General features: G+C 40.4%; 19 protein-coding genes and 1 riboswitch. Of the genes, 15 read left to right on the top strand and 4 right to left on the bottom strand.

Going from position 1 to position 21,833, the window contains the following annotated elements; translation table 11 throughout:
• Nucleotides 1-106: 106 nt before the first annotated feature.
• The 6 genes from LQ203_RS15955 (at nucleotide 107) to LQ203_RS15930 (ending at nucleotide 7,727) form a co-directional block, all read left to right on the top strand.
• On the top strand, nucleotides 107-1,333 hold the full coding sequence (locus tag LQ203_RS15955; protein ID WP_230159358.1) for an ROK family transcriptional regulator: 1,227 nt from the start codon (nucleotides 107-109) through the stop codon (nucleotides 1,331-1,333).
• The gene (locus LQ203_RS15950) at nucleotides 1,333-2,424 is read left to right on the top strand and encodes an extracellular solute-binding protein (protein ID WP_230159357.1); all 1,092 of its coding nucleotides are present in this window, start codon (nucleotides 1,333-1,335) and stop codon (nucleotides 2,422-2,424) included. Before LQ203_RS15955 ends, LQ203_RS15950 begins: the two co-directional genes overlap by 1 nt.
• A gap of 15 nt (nucleotides 2,425-2,439) precedes the next feature.
• Nucleotides 2,440-3,552, top strand: coding sequence for an ABC transporter ATP-binding protein (locus tag LQ203_RS15945; RefSeq protein ID WP_230159356.1), 1,113 nt, complete (start codon nucleotides 2,440-2,442; stop codon nucleotides 3,550-3,552).
• Nucleotides 3,549-5,237 (top strand): iron ABC transporter permease, encoded by a 1,689-nt coding sequence (locus tag LQ203_RS15940; RefSeq protein ID WP_230159355.1) that lies wholly within the window; start codon nucleotides 3,549-3,551, stop codon nucleotides 5,235-5,237. The genes LQ203_RS15945 and LQ203_RS15940 overlap by 4 nt, the downstream gene beginning before the upstream one ends.
• A 15-nt stretch (nucleotides 5,238-5,252) precedes the next feature.
• Nucleotides 5,253-6,737, top strand: a complete 1,485-nt coding sequence (argH, locus tag LQ203_RS15935; RefSeq protein WP_230159354.1) for an argininosuccinate lyase — start codon at nucleotides 5,253-5,255, stop codon at nucleotides 6,735-6,737.
• A gap of 396 nt (nucleotides 6,738-7,133) precedes the next feature.
• The gene (locus tag LQ203_RS15930; protein ID WP_230159353.1) at nucleotides 7,134-7,727 is read left to right on the top strand and encodes a MepB family protein; all 594 of its coding nucleotides are present in this window, start codon (nucleotides 7,134-7,136) and stop codon (nucleotides 7,725-7,727) included.
• A gap of 267 nt (nucleotides 7,728-7,994) precedes the next feature.
• On the opposite strand, the gene LQ203_RS15925 is transcribed toward LQ203_RS15930, so the two are convergent.
• The 3 genes from LQ203_RS15925 to LQ203_RS15915 form a co-directional block, all read right to left on the bottom strand.
• Nucleotides 7,995-9,473 carry a sodium:solute symporter gene (locus tag LQ203_RS15925; protein WP_230159352.1) on the bottom strand — a complete coding sequence of 493 codons (1,479 nt, stop codon included), beginning with the start codon at nucleotides 9,471-9,473 and terminating at the stop codon, nucleotides 7,995-7,997.
• Nucleotides 9,470-9,670 carry a DUF3311 domain-containing protein gene (locus LQ203_RS15920; RefSeq protein ID WP_125161884.1) on the bottom strand — a complete coding sequence of 67 codons (201 nt, stop codon included), beginning with the start codon at nucleotides 9,668-9,670 and terminating at the stop codon, nucleotides 9,470-9,472. Before LQ203_RS15920 ends, LQ203_RS15925 begins: the two co-directional genes overlap by 4 nt.
• A gap of 274 nt (nucleotides 9,671-9,944) precedes the next feature.
• Nucleotides 9,945-11,285, bottom strand: a complete 1,341-nt coding sequence (locus LQ203_RS15915; RefSeq protein WP_230159351.1) for an amino acid permease — start codon at nucleotides 11,283-11,285, stop codon at nucleotides 9,945-9,947.
• 208 nt (nucleotides 11,286-11,493) lie between these two features.
• A riboswitch (glycine riboswitch) is annotated at nucleotides 11,494-11,572 on the bottom strand.
• Between the two features lie 526 nt (nucleotides 11,573-12,098).
• Here LQ203_RS15915 and LQ203_RS15910 point away from each other — a divergent pair.
• Both LQ203_RS15910 and LQ203_RS15905 read left to right on the top strand, forming a co-directional pair.
• Nucleotides 12,099-13,472: an amino acid permease gene (locus LQ203_RS15910; protein ID WP_230159350.1), complete on the top strand. Its 1,374-nt coding sequence runs from the start codon at nucleotides 12,099-12,101 to the stop codon at nucleotides 13,470-13,472.
• A 278-nt stretch (nucleotides 13,473-13,750) separates the two neighbouring features.
• On the top strand, nucleotides 13,751-15,100 hold the full coding sequence (locus tag LQ203_RS15905) for an FAD-binding oxidoreductase (protein WP_230159349.1): 1,350 nt from the start codon (nucleotides 13,751-13,753) through the stop codon (nucleotides 15,098-15,100).
• A gap of 111 nt (nucleotides 15,101-15,211) precedes the next feature.
• On the opposite strand, the gene LQ203_RS15900 is transcribed toward LQ203_RS15905, so the two are convergent.
• Nucleotides 15,212-15,424 (bottom strand): hypothetical protein, encoded by a 213-nt coding sequence (locus tag LQ203_RS15900; protein WP_230159348.1) that lies wholly within the window; start codon nucleotides 15,422-15,424, stop codon nucleotides 15,212-15,214.
• A gap of 385 nt (nucleotides 15,425-15,809) precedes the next feature.
• Here LQ203_RS15900 and LQ203_RS15895 point away from each other — a divergent pair, with 385 nt between their 5' ends.
• From LQ203_RS15895 to LQ203_RS15865, 7 genes are all read left to right on the top strand, one after another.
• A complete protein-coding gene (locus LQ203_RS15895) occupies nucleotides 15,810-16,721 on the top strand; it encodes a LysR family transcriptional regulator (RefSeq protein WP_230159347.1) in 912 nt (303 codons plus the stop codon).
• A gap of 132 nt (nucleotides 16,722-16,853) precedes the next feature.
• On the top strand, nucleotides 16,854-17,876 hold the full coding sequence (locus LQ203_RS15890) for an LLM class flavin-dependent oxidoreductase (RefSeq protein ID WP_230159346.1): 1,023 nt from the start codon (nucleotides 16,854-16,856) through the stop codon (nucleotides 17,874-17,876).
• Nucleotides 17,877-17,935: 59 nt separating this feature from the next.
• Nucleotides 17,936-19,270 (top strand): LLM class flavin-dependent oxidoreductase, encoded by a 1,335-nt coding sequence (locus LQ203_RS15885; RefSeq protein ID WP_230159345.1) that lies wholly within the window; start codon nucleotides 17,936-17,938, stop codon nucleotides 19,268-19,270.
• 37 nt (nucleotides 19,271-19,307) lie between these two features.
• Nucleotides 19,308-19,568: a glutaredoxin gene (locus LQ203_RS15880; RefSeq protein ID WP_230159344.1), complete on the top strand. Its 261-nt coding sequence runs from the start codon at nucleotides 19,308-19,310 to the stop codon at nucleotides 19,566-19,568.
• 139 nt (nucleotides 19,569-19,707) lie between these two features.
• Nucleotides 19,708-20,241, top strand: a complete 534-nt coding sequence (locus LQ203_RS15875) for a GNAT family N-acetyltransferase (protein ID WP_230159343.1) — start codon at nucleotides 19,708-19,710, stop codon at nucleotides 20,239-20,241.
• Between the two features lie 20 nt (nucleotides 20,242-20,261).
• Complete coding sequence (locus LQ203_RS15870; RefSeq protein WP_230159342.1) at nucleotides 20,262-21,086, top strand: amino acid ABC transporter substrate-binding protein; 825 nt, start codon at nucleotides 20,262-20,264, stop codon at nucleotides 21,084-21,086.
• Between the two features lie 32 nt (nucleotides 21,087-21,118).
• Nucleotides 21,119-21,826, top strand: a complete 708-nt coding sequence (locus tag LQ203_RS15865; protein ID WP_230159341.1) for an amino acid ABC transporter permease — start codon at nucleotides 21,119-21,121, stop codon at nucleotides 21,824-21,826.
• Nucleotides 21,827-21,833: the final 7 nt, after the last annotated feature.

Below are 21,833 nucleotides of genomic sequence, written 5' to 3'. Positions count from 1 at the left end.
ATTATTTAGAATGTTATAAAAATTACTTGTGCGCAAACTTTATTTAAGTTATATTTTTACTTAATTAGGAAGATTTACTAACTAAATGAAGTAAGGCCGTGATGTGATGAGTTTTAAGCGAACACCCAGTCAACAAAAATACGTAAATAAGAAAAGAATCATTCAATGCATCCAAGAATGTTCACCCGTTTCGAGAGCTGAAATCGCCGTTAAGCTTCAGCTAAGTAAACCCACTGTTTCTCTGGCTGTGGATGAACTTATACAGGAGAAATGGGTATTTGAGAAAGGGATAGGTGAGTCATCTTCTCAAGGTGGACGGAGGCCCATTCAGCTCTTTTTTAATGAGAAGGCAGCCTATATCATTGGGGCTGATATTGGCGGGACGAAAGTTAAAATCGTTTTATGTGATTTAAGTGGCAATATCCTTGCTGATACTAGTTTTTCAACAAACACTTATTTGCATTCAGGTTTACTTAAACAAATGGCGATTGAAACGGAAAGGTTAATTGCAAAAAACCAGATTGCGAAAGACCGGATATTAGGGATGGGGGTTGGGATTCCCGGTATTACGCAAACGGCAAGTGGATTAGTAATGGAGGCACCGAGTTTAGGATGGGTGCAGTATCCGTTTATAGCCGAAGCGAAACGATATTTTGATTATCCTATTTTTCTCGACAATGATGTAAATGCGGCTGCCCTCGGTGAACAGTGGCTGGGGAATGCACAAAATAAGCGCAATTTGCTTTTCATTGCAGTTGGTACAGGGATAGGAAGCGGCATTATCTTGAATAACCAGTTATACAGAGGGGCTTCAAGTGCAGCAGGGGAAATGGGATATATGGTGACTGACAAAGAGGACATGAAGCGTGAATTCAGGCCGATATTCCATAGATACGGTTATTTGGAAAGTGTTGCGGGAGGAAAATCGATTGGCGATCATTTTACCAGAGCTGTTCTCAAGGATCCCCATCATTCTTTATTCGAAAGAGCACAGTCTTCTGAACTATCAGGGAAAGATGCCTTTTTGTTCGCAAAACAAGGAGACTCGACAGCTATAGCCATCATTAATGAAGCGATCGAACATTTGGCTTGCGGAATTGTCAATGCGGCTAGTTTGCTAAATCCAGAGGTGATTATTTTAGGAGGTGGTGTATTAAATTCATCTGATTACATGTTACCTAAAATTCGGGAGATTGTAGATCGATATCTTCCAAGTTTAGTAGAAATGAAAACATCACAACTGGGAGAAAACGCAGGAGTTCTAGGAGCGGTTGCTCTATTTTTAAGGGAATATGATAGCATTTTGAATTTTCGTGATGAGGGGGATTATTAATGAAAAGCAGAAAAAAAGCATTTGTTTCAGTACTGACCTTATCTGCGGCCCTATTGATTTCAGGATGTAACGGCACAGATACGAAAACGAATACGGAAGCTGGCGGGGCCAAGGGAGAAAAAGGTGAATTGGAAGATAAAATTGTTGTTTATTCACCGCATGGAAAAGATATCTTATCAAAATATGATAAGCAGTTTGAAGATAAATATGGAATTGATGTTGAGTGGCTTGACATGGGATCTCAGGAAATCCTTGATCGTGTTCGATCAGAGAAAAATAATCCGCAGGCTGACGTTTGGTGGGGGGCACCCTCCACGAATTTTAATCAAGCAAAGGATGATGGGCTGTTAGCTGCTTATAAGCCTACTTATTCAGATAGTCTCGATGAAGGATTCCACGATCCAGAATGGTATTGGACGGGAACGAGCCAGACACCGGAAGTCATCATGTATAACAGCAAGGAACTATCAAAGGACGAAGTACCGAAAGATTGGGATGAGTTGCTTGATCCGAAGTGGAAAGACGAAATTATCATCCGCTATCCGTTAGCCTCCGGAACGATGAGGACAATTTTTTCTTCGATGATCTATCGTACGTATAAGGATACAAATGATCCCCAAGAAGGATATGACTGGTTAAAGAAGCTGGACCAAAACACAAAGGAATATTCTGCGAACCCGGAAATGATGTATAACAAGATAGCTAAAGGAGAGGGCTCACTTTCTGTTTGGGCAATGCCGGATGTTGTCATGCTAAAAGAAAATAAAAATTATCCGTTTGAGTTCGTCATTCCAGAAAGCGGAACACCAGTATTGACAGAAGGGATTGCCATTGTTGAAGGTGCTAAGCATCCAAAAGCTGCCGAAGCTTTTTATGAGTTTGTGAATTCACAAGAAGCTGCAAAAAATTTAGCAGAAGAATTTTACAGGATTCCGACAAGAAGTGATGTGACGGATTTACCAGAATGGATCACGGGTACGGAAATCAAAGCGATGGATATAGATTGGAATGCTTTCCAAGAAAATGGGGACGAGTGGATGAAATATTGGGACGAAAATATTAAAAGTGGAGATAAAGAAATTAAAGAATAAGGAAGTGTCTTTGGGATGGCGTCAATAAAAATAGAGAATGTCCAAAAAGCCTTCGGGAAAACGATAGCTGTCGACCATTTGAATCTGGATATCAAAGAAGGGGAGTTTTTTACCTTTCTTGGCCCAAGTGGCTGCGGTAAAACGACAACCCTTCGGATGATTGCCGGGTTTTATTATCCAACAAAAGGTATCGTCCGATTTAGCGGCAAAGATATGACGCGTGTACCTCCGGAGAAAAGAAATACAGGCATGGTTTTTCAAAACTATGCCCTCTTTCCTCACATGACTGTTTTTGAAAATGTAGCGTTTGGATTGCGTGTAAGAAAAGTTTCTTCATCTGACTTAAAGAGGAGAGTACTGGATGCTCTCCAAAAGGTCAGGCTTGAGAGCTACTCGGATCGTCAAGTGAGCCAGTTAAGCGGAGGACAGCAGCAGCGTGTGGCGCTTGCGAGGGCCCTTGTTATTGAACCGGAAATATTACTGTTGGATGAACCATTAAGTAATTTGGATGCCAAGCTTCGAGATGAAATGAGGGTGGAGATCTTAAGGCTGCAGCGTGATTATAAGATTACCACCATTTATGTCACACATGATCAGGCTGAGGCATTATCGATGAGTGATCGGATCGCTGTGTTCAATTATGGTGTATGTCACCAGGTCGGGACGCCGGAAGAAATTTATAATCAGCCGGCCAATGATTTTGTGGCAAGTTTTATAGGTGAAATCAATCTATTACCCGTTCAAGTGGAAAACGTTCAAAAAGAGAATCTAGTGGTTTCTCTCAAAAACGTTGAACAACCGGTTAGGTTCCATGTTCAAAATAAAACAGGAGAAGGAGGTCCCATTTTACAGACTGATAATAACCTTGCGATTTCGATTCGTCCTGAAGCAATCAGAATTCTAGATGTAGCCGAAGAGGGAATGAATGTCTTTAGAGGGAAAATCAATTCTGTCCAATTCTTTGGATCTGTTGTGAATGTCATAGTGGATGTTCAAAGCGTATCACTAAGGGTGGACGTATTTAATACACATGAATTTGGATACTTTTATCAAGGGAAGGAAGTGTATGTCCAACTTCCTGAGAAACAGCTTCGCCTCATCCCTGTCATAAGCGGTGGTGCTCCATGATTAAAAATCGTGATACCAGGTTGACGATTTGGCTGCTTGTACCCGTTGTATTAGTGCTCGTAGCATATGTTCTCTACCCATCATTGAGGACCTTTATCGAAAGTCTGCAAAAAGACGGGGCGATATCTCTCGGAAATTATCAGGACTTCTTCGTACAGGAATCGAAAACGAACTTAGAGGCGCTATGGAATTCCGTTTATATATCCATTTTGAGTGTATTGGTCAGTGCCTTGATTGGCATTCCGCTCGCATTTATTTTTAACCGTTACGATTTTCCAGGCAGAAGCTTCTTTTCATCAGCAGCGATTTTGCCGATTGTTCTTCCATCATTGGTGGGGGTCATGGCCTTTATGTTTTTATATGGAGAATCGGGATTAATTCCAAATGCCATCAAAGATCTGTTTGGTCTCGATAAAGTTCCTTTTAAAATCGGCGGGATTTCGGGAATCCTGATCGTGCATGCCTATACGATGTATGTATATTTTTATATGACCGTATCCGCTGCAATCAATAAAATCGATCCGTCTTTAGAAGAAGCTGCGTATAACCTAGGGGCAAATAAATTCAAGGTATTTTGGAAGGTGACGTTTCCATTATTGACACCGGCCATCGTTGCCGCCTCTTTGCTTGTTTTCATGATTTCAATGGCTTCATTCAGTGCCCCGTTTTTATTGGCTGGCGGGTACAGAGTGTTGAGCTTGCAAATATATTTCTCGAAAATTAATGGTGATATGGAAATTGCTGCAACTCAATCCGTCATTCTATCCATTGTTTCAATTTCATTTCTATTATTCATGCGATGGTATCAGAATAGGAAGGATTACCGTATGGCATCGAAAGGAATTGGGGCACATAGGAGTGAAGTGGAAAATCCGTTCATGAAGTGGGTGATGGTCGTAACGGGTATCATCGGCGTGATAATTCTGCTTTTACCGCACTTTACGATTCTATTGCTTTCACTTGTGCCGGATGGGACTTGGACATTTCAAACATATCCATCAGTATTTAATGTTGAGAATTATCGGCTTTTGTTCCAAGATCCAAATATATTCAAACCGCTACGAAATAGTTTACTAATGGCTATCATTGCCACACTGGCGAATCTGGTGTTTGGGGTCATCGCGTCTTATGTACTTGTCAAACGGAAATTCGTCGGGAAAAGCTTTGTTGATATTTTAGTCATGATTCCTTGGGCCTTGCCTGCAACGGTTATTGGGATGAACTTGATATTCGCCTTTAATGAACCTAGCGTTTTTTCTTTCGGTCAGATTTTGGTAGGAACATTTTGGATTTTGCCTCTTGCCTATTTCATCAGACATATTCCACTCGTTGTCCGCTCGACTAACGCCGTTCTGGAGCAGTTGGATGACTCAATTGAGGAAGCGGCCAGGAACTTGGGGGCTAAGTGGTTTTATACCTTCAGAAAGGTCATTTTACCGATTATTATGCCTGGCGTTTTATCAGGGACATTATTGGCATTTATCGAGTCCGTCGGGGAATTTCCAACCTCAGTCCTGTTGTATACGATTTCTAACAGACCCATATCCATTGAAATTATGAATCAGCTTCGGATGTTCAATATGGGGCAGGCTGCTGCCTATGGGATGATTCAAATCGCGCTGATTGTCATCGTTCTATTTATCTCGAACAAGTTTTTTGGAATCAAGGCAGAAAAAGCCTTATAAACCGGGGGTACAAAAATGAGTATGCTTGATGAATTTATCAAAAATGAAGGTAGTGTTTTTCCAGGGAAAACATATGTAGAAGAGCTTTTAATGCCTGTATTTAATGATCAAAGAGATTACTTATTCCATGTGATGTTCGATATTCACCGAGCACATGTCATCATGCTTTCAGAACAAAAGATCATTAAAGAAGAAGAAGCGAAAATCATGCTGGATGGGATTCGAAAAGTGGCTCAAACAGATCTTACCCTGCTGACCTATCAACCTCAATTCGAAGACTTATTTTTCATGATGGAGGCAAAGATTGGTGATGAAATTGGCCATGAACTGGCGGGAAAAATCCATATCGGCCGCAGTCGCAACGATATGGGAGTCGCTATGTACCGGCTTGTTTTGAGAGGTCACCTTCTCCAATTAATTGGCCATGCAAATCAATTGAGTGAGGCATTCTTGGTGCAAGCAGAGAAGCATATGGAAACCTATATTACTGGCTACACCCATACCCAGCCGGCTCAGCCGACTACATTAGGCCATTACTTCCTAGCCATTTATGATGTACTTCAAAGAGATATTGGTCGGTTATGGGCAGCTTATGAAACGGTGAACCAATCTCCTCTGGGCGCGGCTGCTTTAACCACAACTGGTTTTCCAATCAGCCGGAATCGAACCGCTGAACTGCTTGGGTTTGATTCGGTTATTGAAAATTCCTATGACTCGATCGGAGGGGCGGATTATTTATTGGAAACCGCAAGTGCCATCATGACGTCCATGGTCAATACGGGAAGATGGATACAAGATTTCTTGCAGCATGTGACAAGGGAGTTTGGTACATTTTATGTGGCTGATCCTTATGTTCAAGTAAGCAGTATCATGCCGCAAAAAAGAAATCCGGTTTCAATCGAACATTCACGTTCGATTGCAAGCAGTGCTTACGGAGATGCACTTGCTGCAATGAATATGATCCACAATACTCCATTTGGCGATATCGTCGATACGGAGGATGATCTACAGCCGCATTTATATCGGGCTTTTTCGAATGCAGGCCGTGTCATGAAACTCATGTATGCTGTCATATCCACTTTGAAAGTAAATGAAGAGCATACTAAGAAAATGGCGGCAAAATCTAGTATAACGGTTACTGAATTAGCTGATACCCTATCAAGAGATTACGAGATATCATTTAGAAAAGCTCATTCCATAGCTAGTCATATCGCAAAACAGTCGATATGTGAAGGGAAAGAGCTGTATGATTGGGACACACAAGACATTAACAAGATTATAAATGAATTCGTTGCAGTGGATTTAACTGAAGACGAATGGAAAAAGATCATCTCTCCCGAATACTTTGTGGAGATCAGAAGCATTCAAGGCGGGCCTAGCCCGAAAGAAGTTTCGAGGATGATCGTAAATAGAAAACAAAAACTAGAACAACAGTTGTACGAATATAAGGAAATCGTTAAAGCATTGAATGTTGGAAGGAAGATTTTAGTGGATTATTGAATGTGGCAGGGACATGAAGGAATTGGATACAAAAGAAGCTTAGGTGATCTGATTTACAAACAAATGTACCTCGTGATTATTAGGTGATACAGACCTAGTGAAGAAGGAATTGTTATCGATCTCGGAGGAAGAACAGCACGGGGCCGTTACCTTCGCTTGAGCTTCCCTATTGTATTTCAGGGGACTTTGTAAATAACTCCCCCAGGCATTACAAGGGGAAAAGTCAGCATAAAGTTTAAAGACCCGGGATGAAGGTGCCTGGGTTTTTTTACGTTCATCATGGCTGTTGATATTTGAAAATAACGAACGAATGTTCTAAAATGGAGAGTGAGGTGTATCGAAGGGCTTGATATAGCAAAATGACTAGAAAGCTTTTGAAATGGAGGATTAGTACAGATGGATGAGAAAAATCAAATCTTATTGCAATCCGATCTCGGTGGTCAAAATTCCTGGGCTTCCTCTGACACAATTCATAGTGACCTTATTGCAACAAAGGAACTTGTTTATAGCACGTGCAGGTTTGATTTGTCTCAACCACTAATAGAAGCACAAAACGCTGAATATGGAGCCTATATATTCAAGGTGAATAGCCTTTTTATTAGGTTTCGTGTGGCTAAAATCACACCTGCAAAGGTTGGACAATTTGTGACTTTGTGGGAGCGGATTGGGAATGGAGCGATTCAACCATATGACATATCAAATCCAGTTGATTTGTTTGTTATTAGTACTCGCAAAGGGAATAACTTTGGTCAATTTGTATTTCCAAAAGGTGTCTTATGTGATCAAAATATAGTATCTAATAAAGGCAATGGCGGTAAACGGGCTATACGCGTTTACCCACCTTGGGACAAGCCTGTTAGCCGTCAGGCACAAAAAACTCAGCTATGGCAGCTGAAATATTTCATAGAGATACCTATAAATAAACCAATAGACTGTGCTCGGGTTCAAATGCTCTACAGTCCCAATCACGCAAGTCAATTAGAAATCTAAATATAATCTCTATACGATAAAAAAATTCCTTTATTCTTGGCTACGATAAACGACGATGTTGAAAATTCATTAAATGGCAACGACTCATTTGTACATATGCTTACACGAATTCCTTGAGTTTTATTTTTCAGGGGTTTATATTTCTTGAATATGGAGGAAGTGGACAGTTGATAGTATAAAAAGGCTCAGTCTTTTGACTGAGCCTCTCGAGTATATAATGTACTGTACTGTGCTTTTTAATCCTAAAGCTACCGTCAAAGAAGTGCTTCAGATATCGTTAACGGATTTAGGCTCAAGCTTAACCGTGTGCTTCCTGAATGCGAGGCTTACCGTGATCATCACCAAGAAATTGACCGCCAAGGCGATGATTCCGACATTCAAATCTTTCGCTGCTTGTGGCAAGGATGGAAACAAGGTTCCTATAGTTGAAGAACTGAGTGTAATGCAGATTACGATCAATAATCCGGTGATGATGCCGGCGATTGCGCCATATTGATTGATGGGATTATTCTTCTTCAGACTAAAGAGTAGGGACGGGAATAGCTGAGTGATGAGACTGTATCCCATGAGAATTAATGCTGACATCGTTTCTCCCCCGTTTAAGGTGAAGTAGACGGCTATTAGGGCAATGACAGGAACAAGGAATTTTGCCAACCTTACAACGTGACGATCGGATACGGCAGGGGCAAATTCCTTATATACGTTTTTCGCGAGCAGTGTTGCGACACTCATTAATAGCATGGATCCAGGTACCAATGCGGTCAGCAATCCTGCTCCGCCGATTATACCTATAAACCATGGATCGAAGGTCTCGATCGAAAGACGTAACAATGAAAGGTCTGCTTCTGCACCAATTAGTCCAGGCACTTTCAATATAGCTGTGAACCCGACAAAAAAGACAAATAACAACATGAGCGTATATAACGGGCTAATGATGGCATTCTTTCGAAAAACCTTCCCGCTGCGCGCCGAATAAACTGCGCTGAAAACTTGTGGCCACATATAGAAACCGAATACGAGCAATATTACCGTGGAGATAAACCATGATACGCTAAGTCCCTGCTCAGGGAACTTTAGAAAACCGGGCTTGGCTGCATTAACCGCCTCAAACATCGGCTGATATCCACCAAAGTAATGAATGGGAAGGTAAATCCCTAAGAAGCCTATAATGGCGATCATCATGATATCTTTAATGACGGCTGTCCAAACTGAGCCGTGTATACCGGATATCATCACATAAATGGTAAGGCTGATTGCCCCCATCCAAACTGCCGCAGACATGGAGATGGCACCATAGGATGCTTCCGAGACAATGATCCCCAATCCTTTCAACTGCACGACAATCACTGGAATCATCGACACCACACCGACAAGCGCAGCTAAAATTCCTAAACTTGGACTCTTATATTTGCTAACAAAGAAATCGGATTGTGACATCAGTTTATTTTCTTTGGCATATTTCCATATTTCCGGAAGGAGCCAATAAGATAATACATAAGACAAGGTAATGTAAATTAGAACATATAAAGCGGGTGCACCCTTGCCATATGCCCAGCCGCTGCCGCCAAGAAAAGAGAAGGTCGTATAAATCTCCCCAGCCATGAGCAGAAAGACGAATATCGCTCCAAAACCGCGTCCGCCAACCGTCCATTGTTCCAAGTCCATATCTTTTCCTTTTGAAGAGCGAATGCCTAAAGAAATCGCTAGAAGTAAAAATGCTAAAATGATTAAGAGAGCAATATTCATTCCTGGTCACCTTCTCTATTCCTCGGGTCCAACTTATACATGATGCCCAAAATGGCAGAGGTAAGGACCACCCACATAGCCATCCAGAACATGTTGAAAGGCATACCCAATACATATGGTTCTATTCTATTAACAAAAGGCAGGAATCCCAGTATGCCTATAAAAGGAACTAGAGTAAGGATATATATAATCTTCATTAAACAAACCCCTCCGTTATTAAATAAAGTGAAACGTCCACCAATGGGGTTTTTCACCATTGTCACTGATGGATGGGTTGACCAATCAGGATGCACCTTCTTTTCGAAAGGAAGGGACCGATGATATATATTAGCTTACACTATTTTGATATAAATTTTAATGTGGTTGCTTGATATATTTTAACAACAGTGCGGACTACTCATATTGAAGCGGTCTTATGATGATAATGATAAAGCCTTGAATCATATTGAGTTCAAGGCTTTACTTCTGTATCTATCTTTTTTTCTGATAGTTATATAGTATCACCAAGAGTAGGAACCAGATAGGTGTCAGGATTAGTGATAGTCTTGTAGCTTCAGCGAATAGCATAACGATTAGGATGAATAGGAATAATCCTAAAATGACGTAATTGATAAAGGGTGTAAAAGGTGCTTTGAAAGTTGATTCGGCTCTTAAGTCCGGTCGTGTTTTCGAATATTTGATATGGGAAATCAAAATGATGCTCCATACCCAAATGAAACAGATGGCACTGATGGTCGTCACAACGGTAAATGCCTGTTCCGGTATCAATTTGCTTAACAATGCCCCTAGCGAGACAACGATCGTTGATGTCAGTAGGGCATTGCTTGGAACAGCCTGCTTATTTAATTTTGCAAGCTTGGCAGGGGCTTCGTCATTCTTGCTTAATGTATAAAGTATTCGGCTTGTTGAAAACAAACCGCTGTTGCATGCAGAAGCAGCAGATGTCAAAACAACGAAATTAATGACCCCTGCCGCGACAGGAATGCCGATTAATGCAAAGACTTCAACAAATGGGCTGCTCGCGGCATCCAGTTGTGTCCAAGGGTTTACGCAGAGAATGACGAATAGGGCACCTACATAAAAAAGTAAAATCCGGACGGGGATTTTATTGATGGCCGACGGAATGTTTTTTCTCGGGTTCGCCGTCTCTGCTGCGGAAACGCCGACCAATTCGACCCCTACAAAGGAGAAGACGACCAACTGTAAAGATAACAGGAATCCGGAAATGCCATTAGGGAACATGCCCCCATGACTCCATAAGTTCGTTACGGAAACTGTTCCTGTATTTGTTTTGAAGCCGATGATCAATAAGATGATTCCTACAATGATCAAGGCGATGATCGTGATTACTTTAATGATGGCAAACCAGAATTCCAATTCACCAAATAACTTAACGGTCAATAGGTTCAATCCTAACAGAACGACAAGGCATATTAGAGCCGGGACCCATTGAGGGATATCGAACCAGTATTGGATATAGACACCTACAGCGATGATATCGGCCATTGCGGTCATGATCCAACAGAACCAATAGGTCCATCCGGTGACGAACCCGGCCCATGGACCGATATATTCGGTTGTGAATTCAGTGAATGACGTATACCCTGCGTTGGATAAAAGCAATTCCCCTAAGGCCCTCATGACAAAAAACAGGGCAATCCCTATGATTAGATAGGTAAAAATGATGGATGGACCCGCCAATTGTATGGCTTTTCCTGATCCTAAAAATAAACCGGTACCTATGGTCCCTCCTATTGCAATCAGTTGTACATGACGATTCTTTAAATCTCTTTTTAATTCTTGTTTAGCCAATTCGTACGCCCCCATCTTTATAGTCTTAGTAGTGAATGATTTCAAACCTGCACGGTCTTGGAGAGAGGGACGTAATTGTTTGCCCAGCTTACTTTCCCAATGGTTTTTCACGAGTGTGTTATTTACGTCCAAACACAAAGTGGACAATAAAAAAAAGAGATTGGATAGTACCAATCTCTTAAAGGGTTCAGAATAACAATTTATCATTCGTTACTCTTCTGTCCTTTTGCCTGAGATTGTGAATCCTTCGGCGCTGCATCTTGTACAGTCTCTCCAGAAGCTGCTCCTGCTATAGTGTTATCCATAGCATTCATCGCTTGCTTGTATGCGGTTGTGAAAATGTCTGTCTGTGAAAGATATGAAAGGCTCTTTCACGCTCAAACATTCATTATACTTATAAAATAATATTGGAATTCTATCATCTATTCTTCCATAGGTCAACAAATTATTTTGGTAGTTAACAGGCGTTTAAGTTTTTTTATTTTTTAACGGTCACTTGGAGGGACTCCAAGTAAAAATGATTTTTTTCCACTCTTTTTGAATCATCACTATTATAAAATACTGATAATCACTTTTTTAAAATGATATTTTTAGATTGGGAAAATCGCCAAGATATATTTGGTAACTGTTTATTTGAAAAATACATTTGTATTTTTACAGAATATTTACTATTATAAGATAAGAAAATAAAATAAAAGTATTATTGATATTGTTTCGATAGAAAATGTCTAACCGCAATAATTAATAGAGATTACAGTGGTTGGCAAGGATAGAAAAAGCATGCCGCTTATATTGCATCTGGGGGAGTTAATCATGTCAAACAAGGAATTAAAGCGAGGGCTGGAAGCACGTCATATTCAAATGATAGCTTTGGGCGGAACCATCGGAGTCGGGTTATTCATGGGATCGGCGAGCACGATCAAATGGACCGGGCCCTCTGTAATGCTTGCTTATGCCATCGCAGGTATTTTTATTTTTTTCATCATGCGTTCTATGGGTGAGATGCTATATTTAGAACCGACTACAGGTTCTTTTGCAACCTTTGCGAGCAGCTATATACATCCTTTGGCAGGTTATATGACTGCTTGGAGCAATTGGTTTCAATGGGTAATCGTCGGAATGTCCGAAATCATCGCGGTTGGGCTGTATATGCAATATTGGTTCCCGGAGTTACCTGCTTGGGTACCAGGTGTGGTCGCCATGATCATCTTGGGGGCGGCCAACCTCATTTCCGTTAAATCCTTCGGGGAATTTGAATTTTGGTTTGCGCTCATAAAAATAATAACGATTGTATTGATGATCATTGCCGGCCTTGGCCTTATCTTCTTTGGAATAGGGAATGGTGGAGACGCAATTGGATTATCGAATCTTTGGGCAAACGGCGGCTTCTTTACGGGGGGCTGGACAGGATTCTTCTTCGCGCTTTCCCTTGTCGTGGCTTCCTATCAAGGAGTTGAGCTTATCGGCATCACTGCCGGAGAAGCGAAAGATCCAACGAAGACCGTAACAAAAGCGATCCAATCAATCATATGGCGCATTTTAATCTTTTATATTGGCGCCATATTCGTTATCGTGACAGTCTTCCCTTGGGATCAGCTGGATGACTTAGGAAGTCCATTCGTTTCAACCTTTGCTAAAATAGGTATCACAGCAGCGGCAGGAATCATTAACTTTGTCGTTATCACAGCAGCCATGTCTGGATGTAACAGTGGGATTTTCAGTGCAGGTCGTATGCTTTACACATTAGCATTGAACGGCCAAGCTCCGAAAATATTTGCAAAAGTATCTAAAAATGGAGTGCCGGCCTATTGTACGATCGCTGTACTTTTAGGCCTGGGCATTGGTGTTGTCCTGAACTACCTTGCACCGCCGCAACTATTCCTTTATGTATATAGTGCGAGTGTTTTACCTGGGATGATTCCATGGTTTGTTTTACTTATCAGTGAGCTGAAGTTCAGAAAGGTAAATGCAGCTGAAATGGAGAAACATCCGTTCAAGATGCCGTTGGCCCCTTTCAGTAACTATGCGACAATTGCCTTCTTACTAATGGTGCTGGTCGGTATGTGGATCAATCCTAGTACCCGGATTTCCTTGGTTGTCGGGATCGTTTTCCTAGCATTAGTCGTAGCAAGTTATTACATCCTGAAAATGGATAAGCGAACACCATTGAAAGATGACGAAATGTAAGAAACATAAATGGATATTAAAAAACCCCTCTTCAAATCAAGAGGGGTTTTTTTGCTTTTATTAATCATTGAAATGGGAAATCACGAGTAAAGCGGCGGAAGTCACGAGTAAAGCGGTGGAAGTCACGAGTAAGCGGCGGAAATCACGAGTAAAGCGGTGGAAGTCACGAGTAAAGTGGCGGAAGTCACGAGTATAGCTGATTTGAGGTTATAGAAAGTGTCTTCATGCCGGATTTTTTCATAGTATGTAACATCTTTACCCGAGAAGGGGGTTATTTTTTGGAACGAACAAAGCTTACCGGGCGAATCGTAACACCAAATGATGCTGAGTACGATGAAGCCAGGATAAATAATAATTTGAGCTTTCCTAAATTCCCAAAGGTCATTGTGTTTTGTCAAAATTCCAAAGATGTGCTGAATGCATTAAAGTGGGCCCGGGAGAATCATACACCTTTTCGGGTGAGGAGCGGCAGGCATAGTTATGAAAATTTTTCATTAGTAAATGGCGGTCTAATCATTGATATCAGTGAAATGTACAAGATCAAGGTCAATCGTGAAAAAATGATCGCAAAAATTGAAGCCGGAGCTGATTTAGGGCAAGTATATAATATGTTATGGGAGTATGGCACGACGATTCCGGCTGGGACCGAGAGCAGTGTTGGTCTTGTCGGGCTTACGCTCGGCGGTGGAATCGGTATGTTAACGAGGCGATTTGGACTGACTTGTGACAATCTCCTTGAAATAGAAATGGTAAGGGCGTGTGGAAAGAGGGGCGCCAAACTCATTAAAGCGAATAGAAAAAATAATCATGATTTATTTTGGGCATGCTGCGGGGGCGGAGGTGGGAACTTTGGCATTGTCACTTCCCTTACTTTCAGGGTACATCCAGTATCAAGGGTTTCTGTATTCTCCGTCACATGGGGGTGGAAAGACTTCGAATCGGTGTTTAATGCCTGGCAGGACTGGGCCCCTCAAGCTGATGAATGCTTAACTTCAGAAATAGAATTCAAGGCAAAGGAAGCAAACGAAATTATTGCTAAAGGTGAATTTGTTGGAACTTCACATAGATTGAAGCAGCTTTTAAAGCCTTTGACAAAAACTGGTTCACCAATAAATGTCATGATTAAGGAAGTCCCATACATTGAAGCCGTAAGATTCTTTGATTATCCGAGTGGAAATCAACCGGCTCATCGAAAGAGGTCAGGATCTTTCATTGAAAAGGCTTTTCCACAGCAAGCAATCATGACCATGAAACATTTTTTAGGAAATGCTCCAAATGAAAATGCAGCCATTTGGCACCAATCTCTGGGAGGAGTGGCAGGCCTTAAAGACCCAAAGGAGACAGCTTTTTATTATCGCGATGCCATCATCGCCCAGGAGTATCAGGCTACATGGAAAAATCCAGAAGAAGAACGGCTAAACATTCGGTGGATCAAGGACCTGAAGCACGCTTTGTCACCTTTTACTACCGGGGATTACGTAAATTGGCCGGATACTCTCATTAAAGATTGGCCAATTGCTTATTATGGTGGAAATTTCAAACGGCTTCGAGAAGTGAAAACGACTTATGATCCGTACAATACGTTTAAATTCCCTCAAAGCATCCCCCCATTAAATAAGTGGGGTTGAAAAAGCTTGGATGGACCAAAAACATTCGTTATTAAAAGGCCTATTCCTCAATTAGGATATAGGCCTCTTTTATTCTTGGTATGCATCAATTAATCGAGGGAATCCCCAAAATCATTCTGCTTGCGGAGCTTGTACGGCATTGTATACCTGGTTTACGGAAGATTGGGCTTGTGCGATCTCTTGAGCAGCTTGTTTAATGGCTTCTTGTGCTAAAGTTGGATCAGAGGAAGATTTTTCAATTGCTTGTGAAAGTAAGGTTTGCGTAAGGGTAACGTTTGCTTTTGCTTGATTTAATTGATTGACATCAATTTGTTGTTGAGGCATGTAGTATCTCTCCTTATGTCATTATAGGAATTACTACATTAGGATGACCCTTCTTATCTTTTTTATAAGGAGAAAAAATATACAACGTAGACAGGATGTACCTCTTGGAAAAGATTTAACATGCCTAACTTTTGACCATTAATTTTCATTGAAATTTCATTTGCATAAATAGGATGAAGTTTCTTCAATACGATGTTGTATGGTGTCACAATGAATATATGATTGTTTACTTAATTAAATTACACTTTACTTATTGGTTTTATAAGATTAAAATCGGAGAAAGAATTATTATAAGAGGATGAGCTGATTGGACAACCAAAAGCTCCTGAACGCGATAAGCGAACAGGAGCTTTTTGTGTTCATTTTTGCAAAAGGAGTTGGGAAGATGAATATTGATCATATTGAAGCTTTTATGTATGTTGTTCACCTCAATAGTTTTCATAAAGCTGCAGAGGCAATGTTTTTATCACAGCCAACGGTCTCGGCAAGAATTAAGACGCTTGAGAGTGAACTCGATTCAGTACTATTTGAGAGACAAGGGAGAGGGATGATTTTAACCGAAAAAGGGAAGGCCTTCATTCCATTTGCGGAACAAATTATTCGGACTTTTCAACAGGGGAAAAAACAGTTGAAAACAGGAAGCGATCTGGAGGAAATAACGATAGGGGCTAATATAATTACATCGCAATACTTTATTCCATTTGCTCTTCCTTTATGGAAAAGGAAGAATCCTAATTTACGCTTTAAATTTATTTCAGCAACAAATGATGCATTAATGGATAAATTGCTTCAGAAAAAGGTTGATATAGCATTTATGAAGGATGTTTCACATAGTGGTCTGCAAAATTATAAGACCCTTGATAATTCGATTCGTTTAGTCGTGTATCCAGGACATCCATTTCAACTTGAAACTGAGCTAACAGTGCAAGTATTGGCAATGGAGCCGTTAGTCTTTTTTGAGTGCGGTGCGTTTGACTGGAACCACGTTCATAAAATTTTTGAAGTGTCTAATGTAGAGCCTCGTATTGAATTTCAGGTTGATCACTTGGAAGTGGCGAAATCGCTTATTCTTAGCAGAAGCTGTATCGGATTTTTACCGTATTTATGTATTAAAAATGAATTAGAACAGGGAACTTTGGTTGAAGTGGATGTGTCTCATTTAATCAAGATAAAGCAGCACATCTATCTAACGCACTTAAATCACGGGATGGAAGCTCCCTTACTATGGAATGATATTCTTTTCTCAATTCGGAAATTTGAAAAAGACTTGCATCAATTACAGATACAATCGAATTGATAGATATTTTCTATCAATGCAATATTTTTTTTTATTAGTTAAACCATTGCCATTTGCATGTTTTAGGTGATAGGATTAGTCAAAATAAATTAATCACATAGGTAAACTTTGAATTAAAGTGGAGGAGAGAATATGAGTTATAAGCTTGGCATTTTAGACCAGAGCCCGATATTTCCAGGAGCTTCAGCATTTGATGCACTCCAGCAAACCATTCATCTGGCTAGACATGCAGAAGAGTGGGGGTATACCCGTTTCTGGGTATCAGAACATCATCATGCCGAAAAGCTAGCGGGATCCTCCCCGGAAGTATTGATATCTTATTTATTAGCCCAAACAAAATCGATTCGGGTAGGGTCCGGAGGTGTTATGCTTCAGCATTATAGTCCATATAAAGTGGCGGAAAACTTTCACGTATTATCAAATCTTTCGCCAGGCAGAGTAGACCTTGGCATCGGAAAAGCACCAGGTGGTCTCCCCTTATCAACGAAGGCTCTGCAATTTGGTACTGTGAATGATGGTAAAGACTTCGAAGAGCGGCTATCTTTTTTGAAAAAAATAATCGAAAATTCTGTTAACGACACTCATCCGCTTGCAGGTATTCAAGCGACACCACTCCCTTCTGAAAAGCCGGAGATGTTTCTGCTTGGTGCAAGTGCTGACAGCGCCAGGCTAGCAGCAGAACTTGGGATAGATTATGTATTTGCTCGATTTATCAATAGTAATGAGACTGTACTCGAAGATGCTTCACGCATTTACCAAAGTATCTATCCAACTGGAAGCTTTAAGGTATCAGTTTCAGTGATTGCTGCTCCTACACAACAAGAAGCAGAACAGTTAACAGGTGATCAGAAGATTGTGAAAGTCCATCTCCAAAGCGGCCGTTCTGTTACGGTCCAAACACTAGAGCAAGCAGAGTTATTTGGGAATCAGACTGGCGAGTCTTACGAAATAGAAGAACAGGACTCCAATATTATTGCTGGAACTCCCTCATATGTAAAAGAAGTATTAACAAATTTACATGAAAAATATGGGGTAGATGAGTTCATCCTACATTCGCCGATTTTAAAAGAAGCAGAAAGGTTCCGATCTTTTCAATTGTTGAGTCCTCTTCAATTAGCTTTATCTGAAGAGAAACACTTTACGAGCCAAAATTAAAAAGTCCTGGTAGATGTAAGCAAAGCTAAAAACCGATATAAATTAAAGGAGGAGTATGGATGTCTGAGCAGAGAAAGTTGAAATTTGGAGCGCTTGTTCATGGAGTTGGTGGGAGTATATCTGGTTGGAGACATCCTGACATTCAAGCCGATGCCAGTGTTAGTCTTGAATTTTATAAGGAGCAGGCCCAGAAGGCTGAGGAGGGAAAGTTCGATTTACTTTTCATTGCTGATGGATTGTTTATCAATGAGAAATCAATTCCGCATTTTTTAAATCGATTTGAACCACTGACCATTTTATCCGCACTCGCTGCTTTCACATCAAGAATAGGGCTTGTCGGAACTGTTTCCACCTCATACAGTGAGCCATTTACTGTAGCCCGACAATTTGCTTCACTTGATCACATTAGTCAAGGTCGTGGCGGATGGAACCTTGTTACTACACCTCTTGAGAGTACTGCCTTGAATTATAACAAAACGATAGAAGAACACCCGGATCATGCCAAACGCTATCGAATAGCATCAGAATATATACAGGTCACCAAAGGACTTTGGGATTCATGGGAGGATGACGCGTTTACTCGGGATAAAGAGTCCGGTGAGTTTTTTGACCCTTCTAAAATGCATCAATTAAAACATAAAGGAGAATATTTCTCCGTGCAAGGACCACTCAATATTGCCAGATCTAAACAGGGGCGACCTGTTGTTTTTCAAGCTGGTTCATCAGAAGCCGGGAAAAATCTTGCGGCTAAAGAAGCGGATGCAATCTTTACAGGTCAACCCACTTTGGAAGATGCTAAGATTTTTTATCAAGATGTAAAAAACAGGGCTACTGGATTCGGGAGAAATCCAGATGAGATTCTTATTCTGCCAGGTATCGCTCCAATCATTGGTGCAACTGAGGAAGAGGCAGAGCACAAATATCAAGAACTCGCTAACTTAGTTTCTATAGATAAGGCGCTTGACTATTTGGGACGATACTTCGATCATCATGATTTTTCCCAATATGAACTGGATGCACCTTTCCCTGATCTCGGAGACATCGGAAAAAACAGTTTCCGAAGTACAACTGATCGAATTAAACAGGCAGCCAAGGAGAAACAGTTAACGCTCCGTCAAGTAGCACTTAAAGAGACTACACCCCGGACTTCTTTTATTGGAACGCCAGAGAAAGTGGCGGATTTGATTCAGCAATGGTTCGAAGAGAAGGGGGCGGACGGATTTATCTTTACTTCAAGTGTTCCCAATGCTTTAAGTGACTTTGTATCTTATGTGATTCCTATCCTGCAAAAAAGGGGAATATATCGTACTGAATATGAAGCAGAAACATTAAGAGGCAACTTGGGGCTTCCATTCCCGGAAAATCGTCATGCGAAAGTAAAGATTAACCAATAATAGAAGTATCATTTAAAAAATGAAGGAGGAATACGAAATGGGAGAAGCGTTAAATGTTGTCGTTTGGTCAAAACAAGGATGTCACTATTGTGAAGAGGTTAAACAATATTTAAAAGAAAAGGACATTGCTTATCAAACAGTGGATGTTACCGATCATGATGAACGGCGAGATATTTTAGAAATCAAATATGGTGTTCGGTATGTTCCTATTATTGAAATTGGGCGAGGTAACGTATATGAGAGTGTTACGGATATTGGCATACCCTCTCTTGAAAAAGCACTCGAACGCTTACAATAACAAAATTTAGCTGATTTAAGAAGTTGACTTATTATTAAATGGATATTAAATAATGAAATAGAGCGTAAAAGGAAAAATTGTTGATTTAAATCCGGCTATTCTTGTGTAAATAATATGTTATGGAAACGGGGAGTTAATCATGACACAGCTAATCCGTCTTGCCACTGTAAAGGATGCGCCCGAAGTGCTAAACGTTACACTTCGGGCTTATGAACCAATTAGAGAATTGAATATTAACTTTCTGGCTGCAACAGCTGATTTGCAGCTAGTGACAAATAATATTAGTCGGAATCTCACTTATGTTTTAGAACAGGACGGCCAAATTGTTTCCACTGTGACAGTTCGTCATCCATGGAATGATCCCGATCATTTCAGTCCGTACCCATTCATTTGGTGGTTTGCAGTCGACCCCCTATACAAACAAAAAGGTTTTGGCTCGACGTTGTTAACCTGGGTGGAAGAAAATGCACTTCGGAAACAGGTGAAAGCGCCGGCAGTCTATTTGGCGACAGCTGATCGTCATCCTTGGCTTGCTTCCATTTATGAAAGAAGAGGCTATGAGATTTTTGCTGAACGAGATCACGATGGAGAAAAAATTGTGTATCTTCGTAAAATTCTAGATGAAACGTTGTTTCGCATTATTGAAAATAAAGAACCAATTGTGAGTAATTAAAAACGTCGGGGGAATTTGAGATGAAAAAAACCTTATTAATTGTTATGGCACTGCTACTTACTTTTTTGGGAGCTTGTTCTTCGAAAGAAACAACGAGTACAGCAAAATCAAGTTCTGGAGAATCAAAAGATAAAAAAGTTCAGAAAATCATTGTCGGAACAGGGACGCAATTCCCTAATATTTGCTTTTTGGATAAGAATGGTAAGCTGACAGGATATGATGTCGAGTTGGTTCGTCAAATCGATGAAAAGCTGCCTGAATATGAATTTGAATTTAAAACGATGGAATTTTCTAATCTATTATTAAGTTTAGAAACGAACAAAATAGATTTTGTTGCTCACCAAATGGAGGTGAATGATGAACGAAAAGAAAAATTTCTATTTAATAAAGAACCATATAATGTCTTTCCGCTTCAAGTTACAGTTCATCAGGACAACAAGGATATTCATTCCATTAAAGATCTAAAAGGAAAAAAAGCGATAGTGAGTGCAACGAGCAATTCTGCTGTTTTTCTTGAAAAGTATAATAAAGAAAATAATGCCGGTATTGAAATTGTCTATTCTGGCCAAGGCGTAGATGATACGAAGAATCAAATCAAAACTGGTCGGGCGGATGCTACCATTACTACACCATTTGCAGTCGACTTCTTAAATAAACAAGCAGATGCACAGCAAAAGGTTGTGGGTGAGCCACTTCTTAATTCAAAAGTATACTTTTTGCTAAGAAAAGATGAAACTCCTTTACAGAAGAGAATTGATGAAGTACTTGTGGAGCTGAAAGAAGATGGGGTAGTTAGCGAACTAAGTAAAAAGTGGCTGGGCGCAGACTATTCAGTAGGGTTTTAATTAGATAGTAGTAAGCGCGGAGGTGCTAAAGCATGGGGAAAGCATTTGATCCTTCATTAATCGTCGATTTCATTCCGACATTAATTTATTATCTTGGAGTAACATTGCAAATTCTGGCAGCATCCGTTTTATTAGGAATGGTCATCGGGATAGCGGCAGCCATCCTGAGATTATTTCGTATCCCTGTTTTGAATCAATTAGTCATTTTGTATATTTCATTCATTCGGGGAACTCCTATTTTAATACAATTATTTCTAGTTTTTTATGGACTGCCTGCAATCCTTTTATTCATTAATATTGATATTTCAAGAATGGATGCTCTGTATTTTGTCATTATTACTTATGCATTAAGCAATGGGGCGCATTTCGCAGAAATATTCCGAGGAGCGATTAAGGCTGTCGATTATGGACAAACGGAAGCAGCCTATTCTGTTGGTATGAATAATAGTCAAAGTTTTTTTCGAATTGTACTTCCTCAGGCAATACGGATTGCTTTTCCGAATATCGCAAACTCTATTATCGGATCCTTGAAGGATACCTCACTTGCCTTTACCATCGGCGTAATGGATATGATGGGCAGGGGAGAGACATTAATTGCTGCAACTGCACATGCTCTCGAAGTCTATCTCTCATTAGCTGTTATCTATTATGCAGTCGTGCTAGTGTTTGAGAAAATATTCAGACTTTATGAAAACCGCATTAATCGGCATCAAACTGTTGATGTGTCTGTTACTGGATAACAAAGGG

Origin of the sequence: Peribacillus sp. Bi96 (assembly GCF_918698115.1) — a bacterium.
Taxonomy (GTDB): Bacteria; Bacillota; Bacilli; order Bacillales; family DSM-1321; genus Peribacillus.
This window is presented reverse-complemented; position numbering and strand designations above follow the sequence as displayed.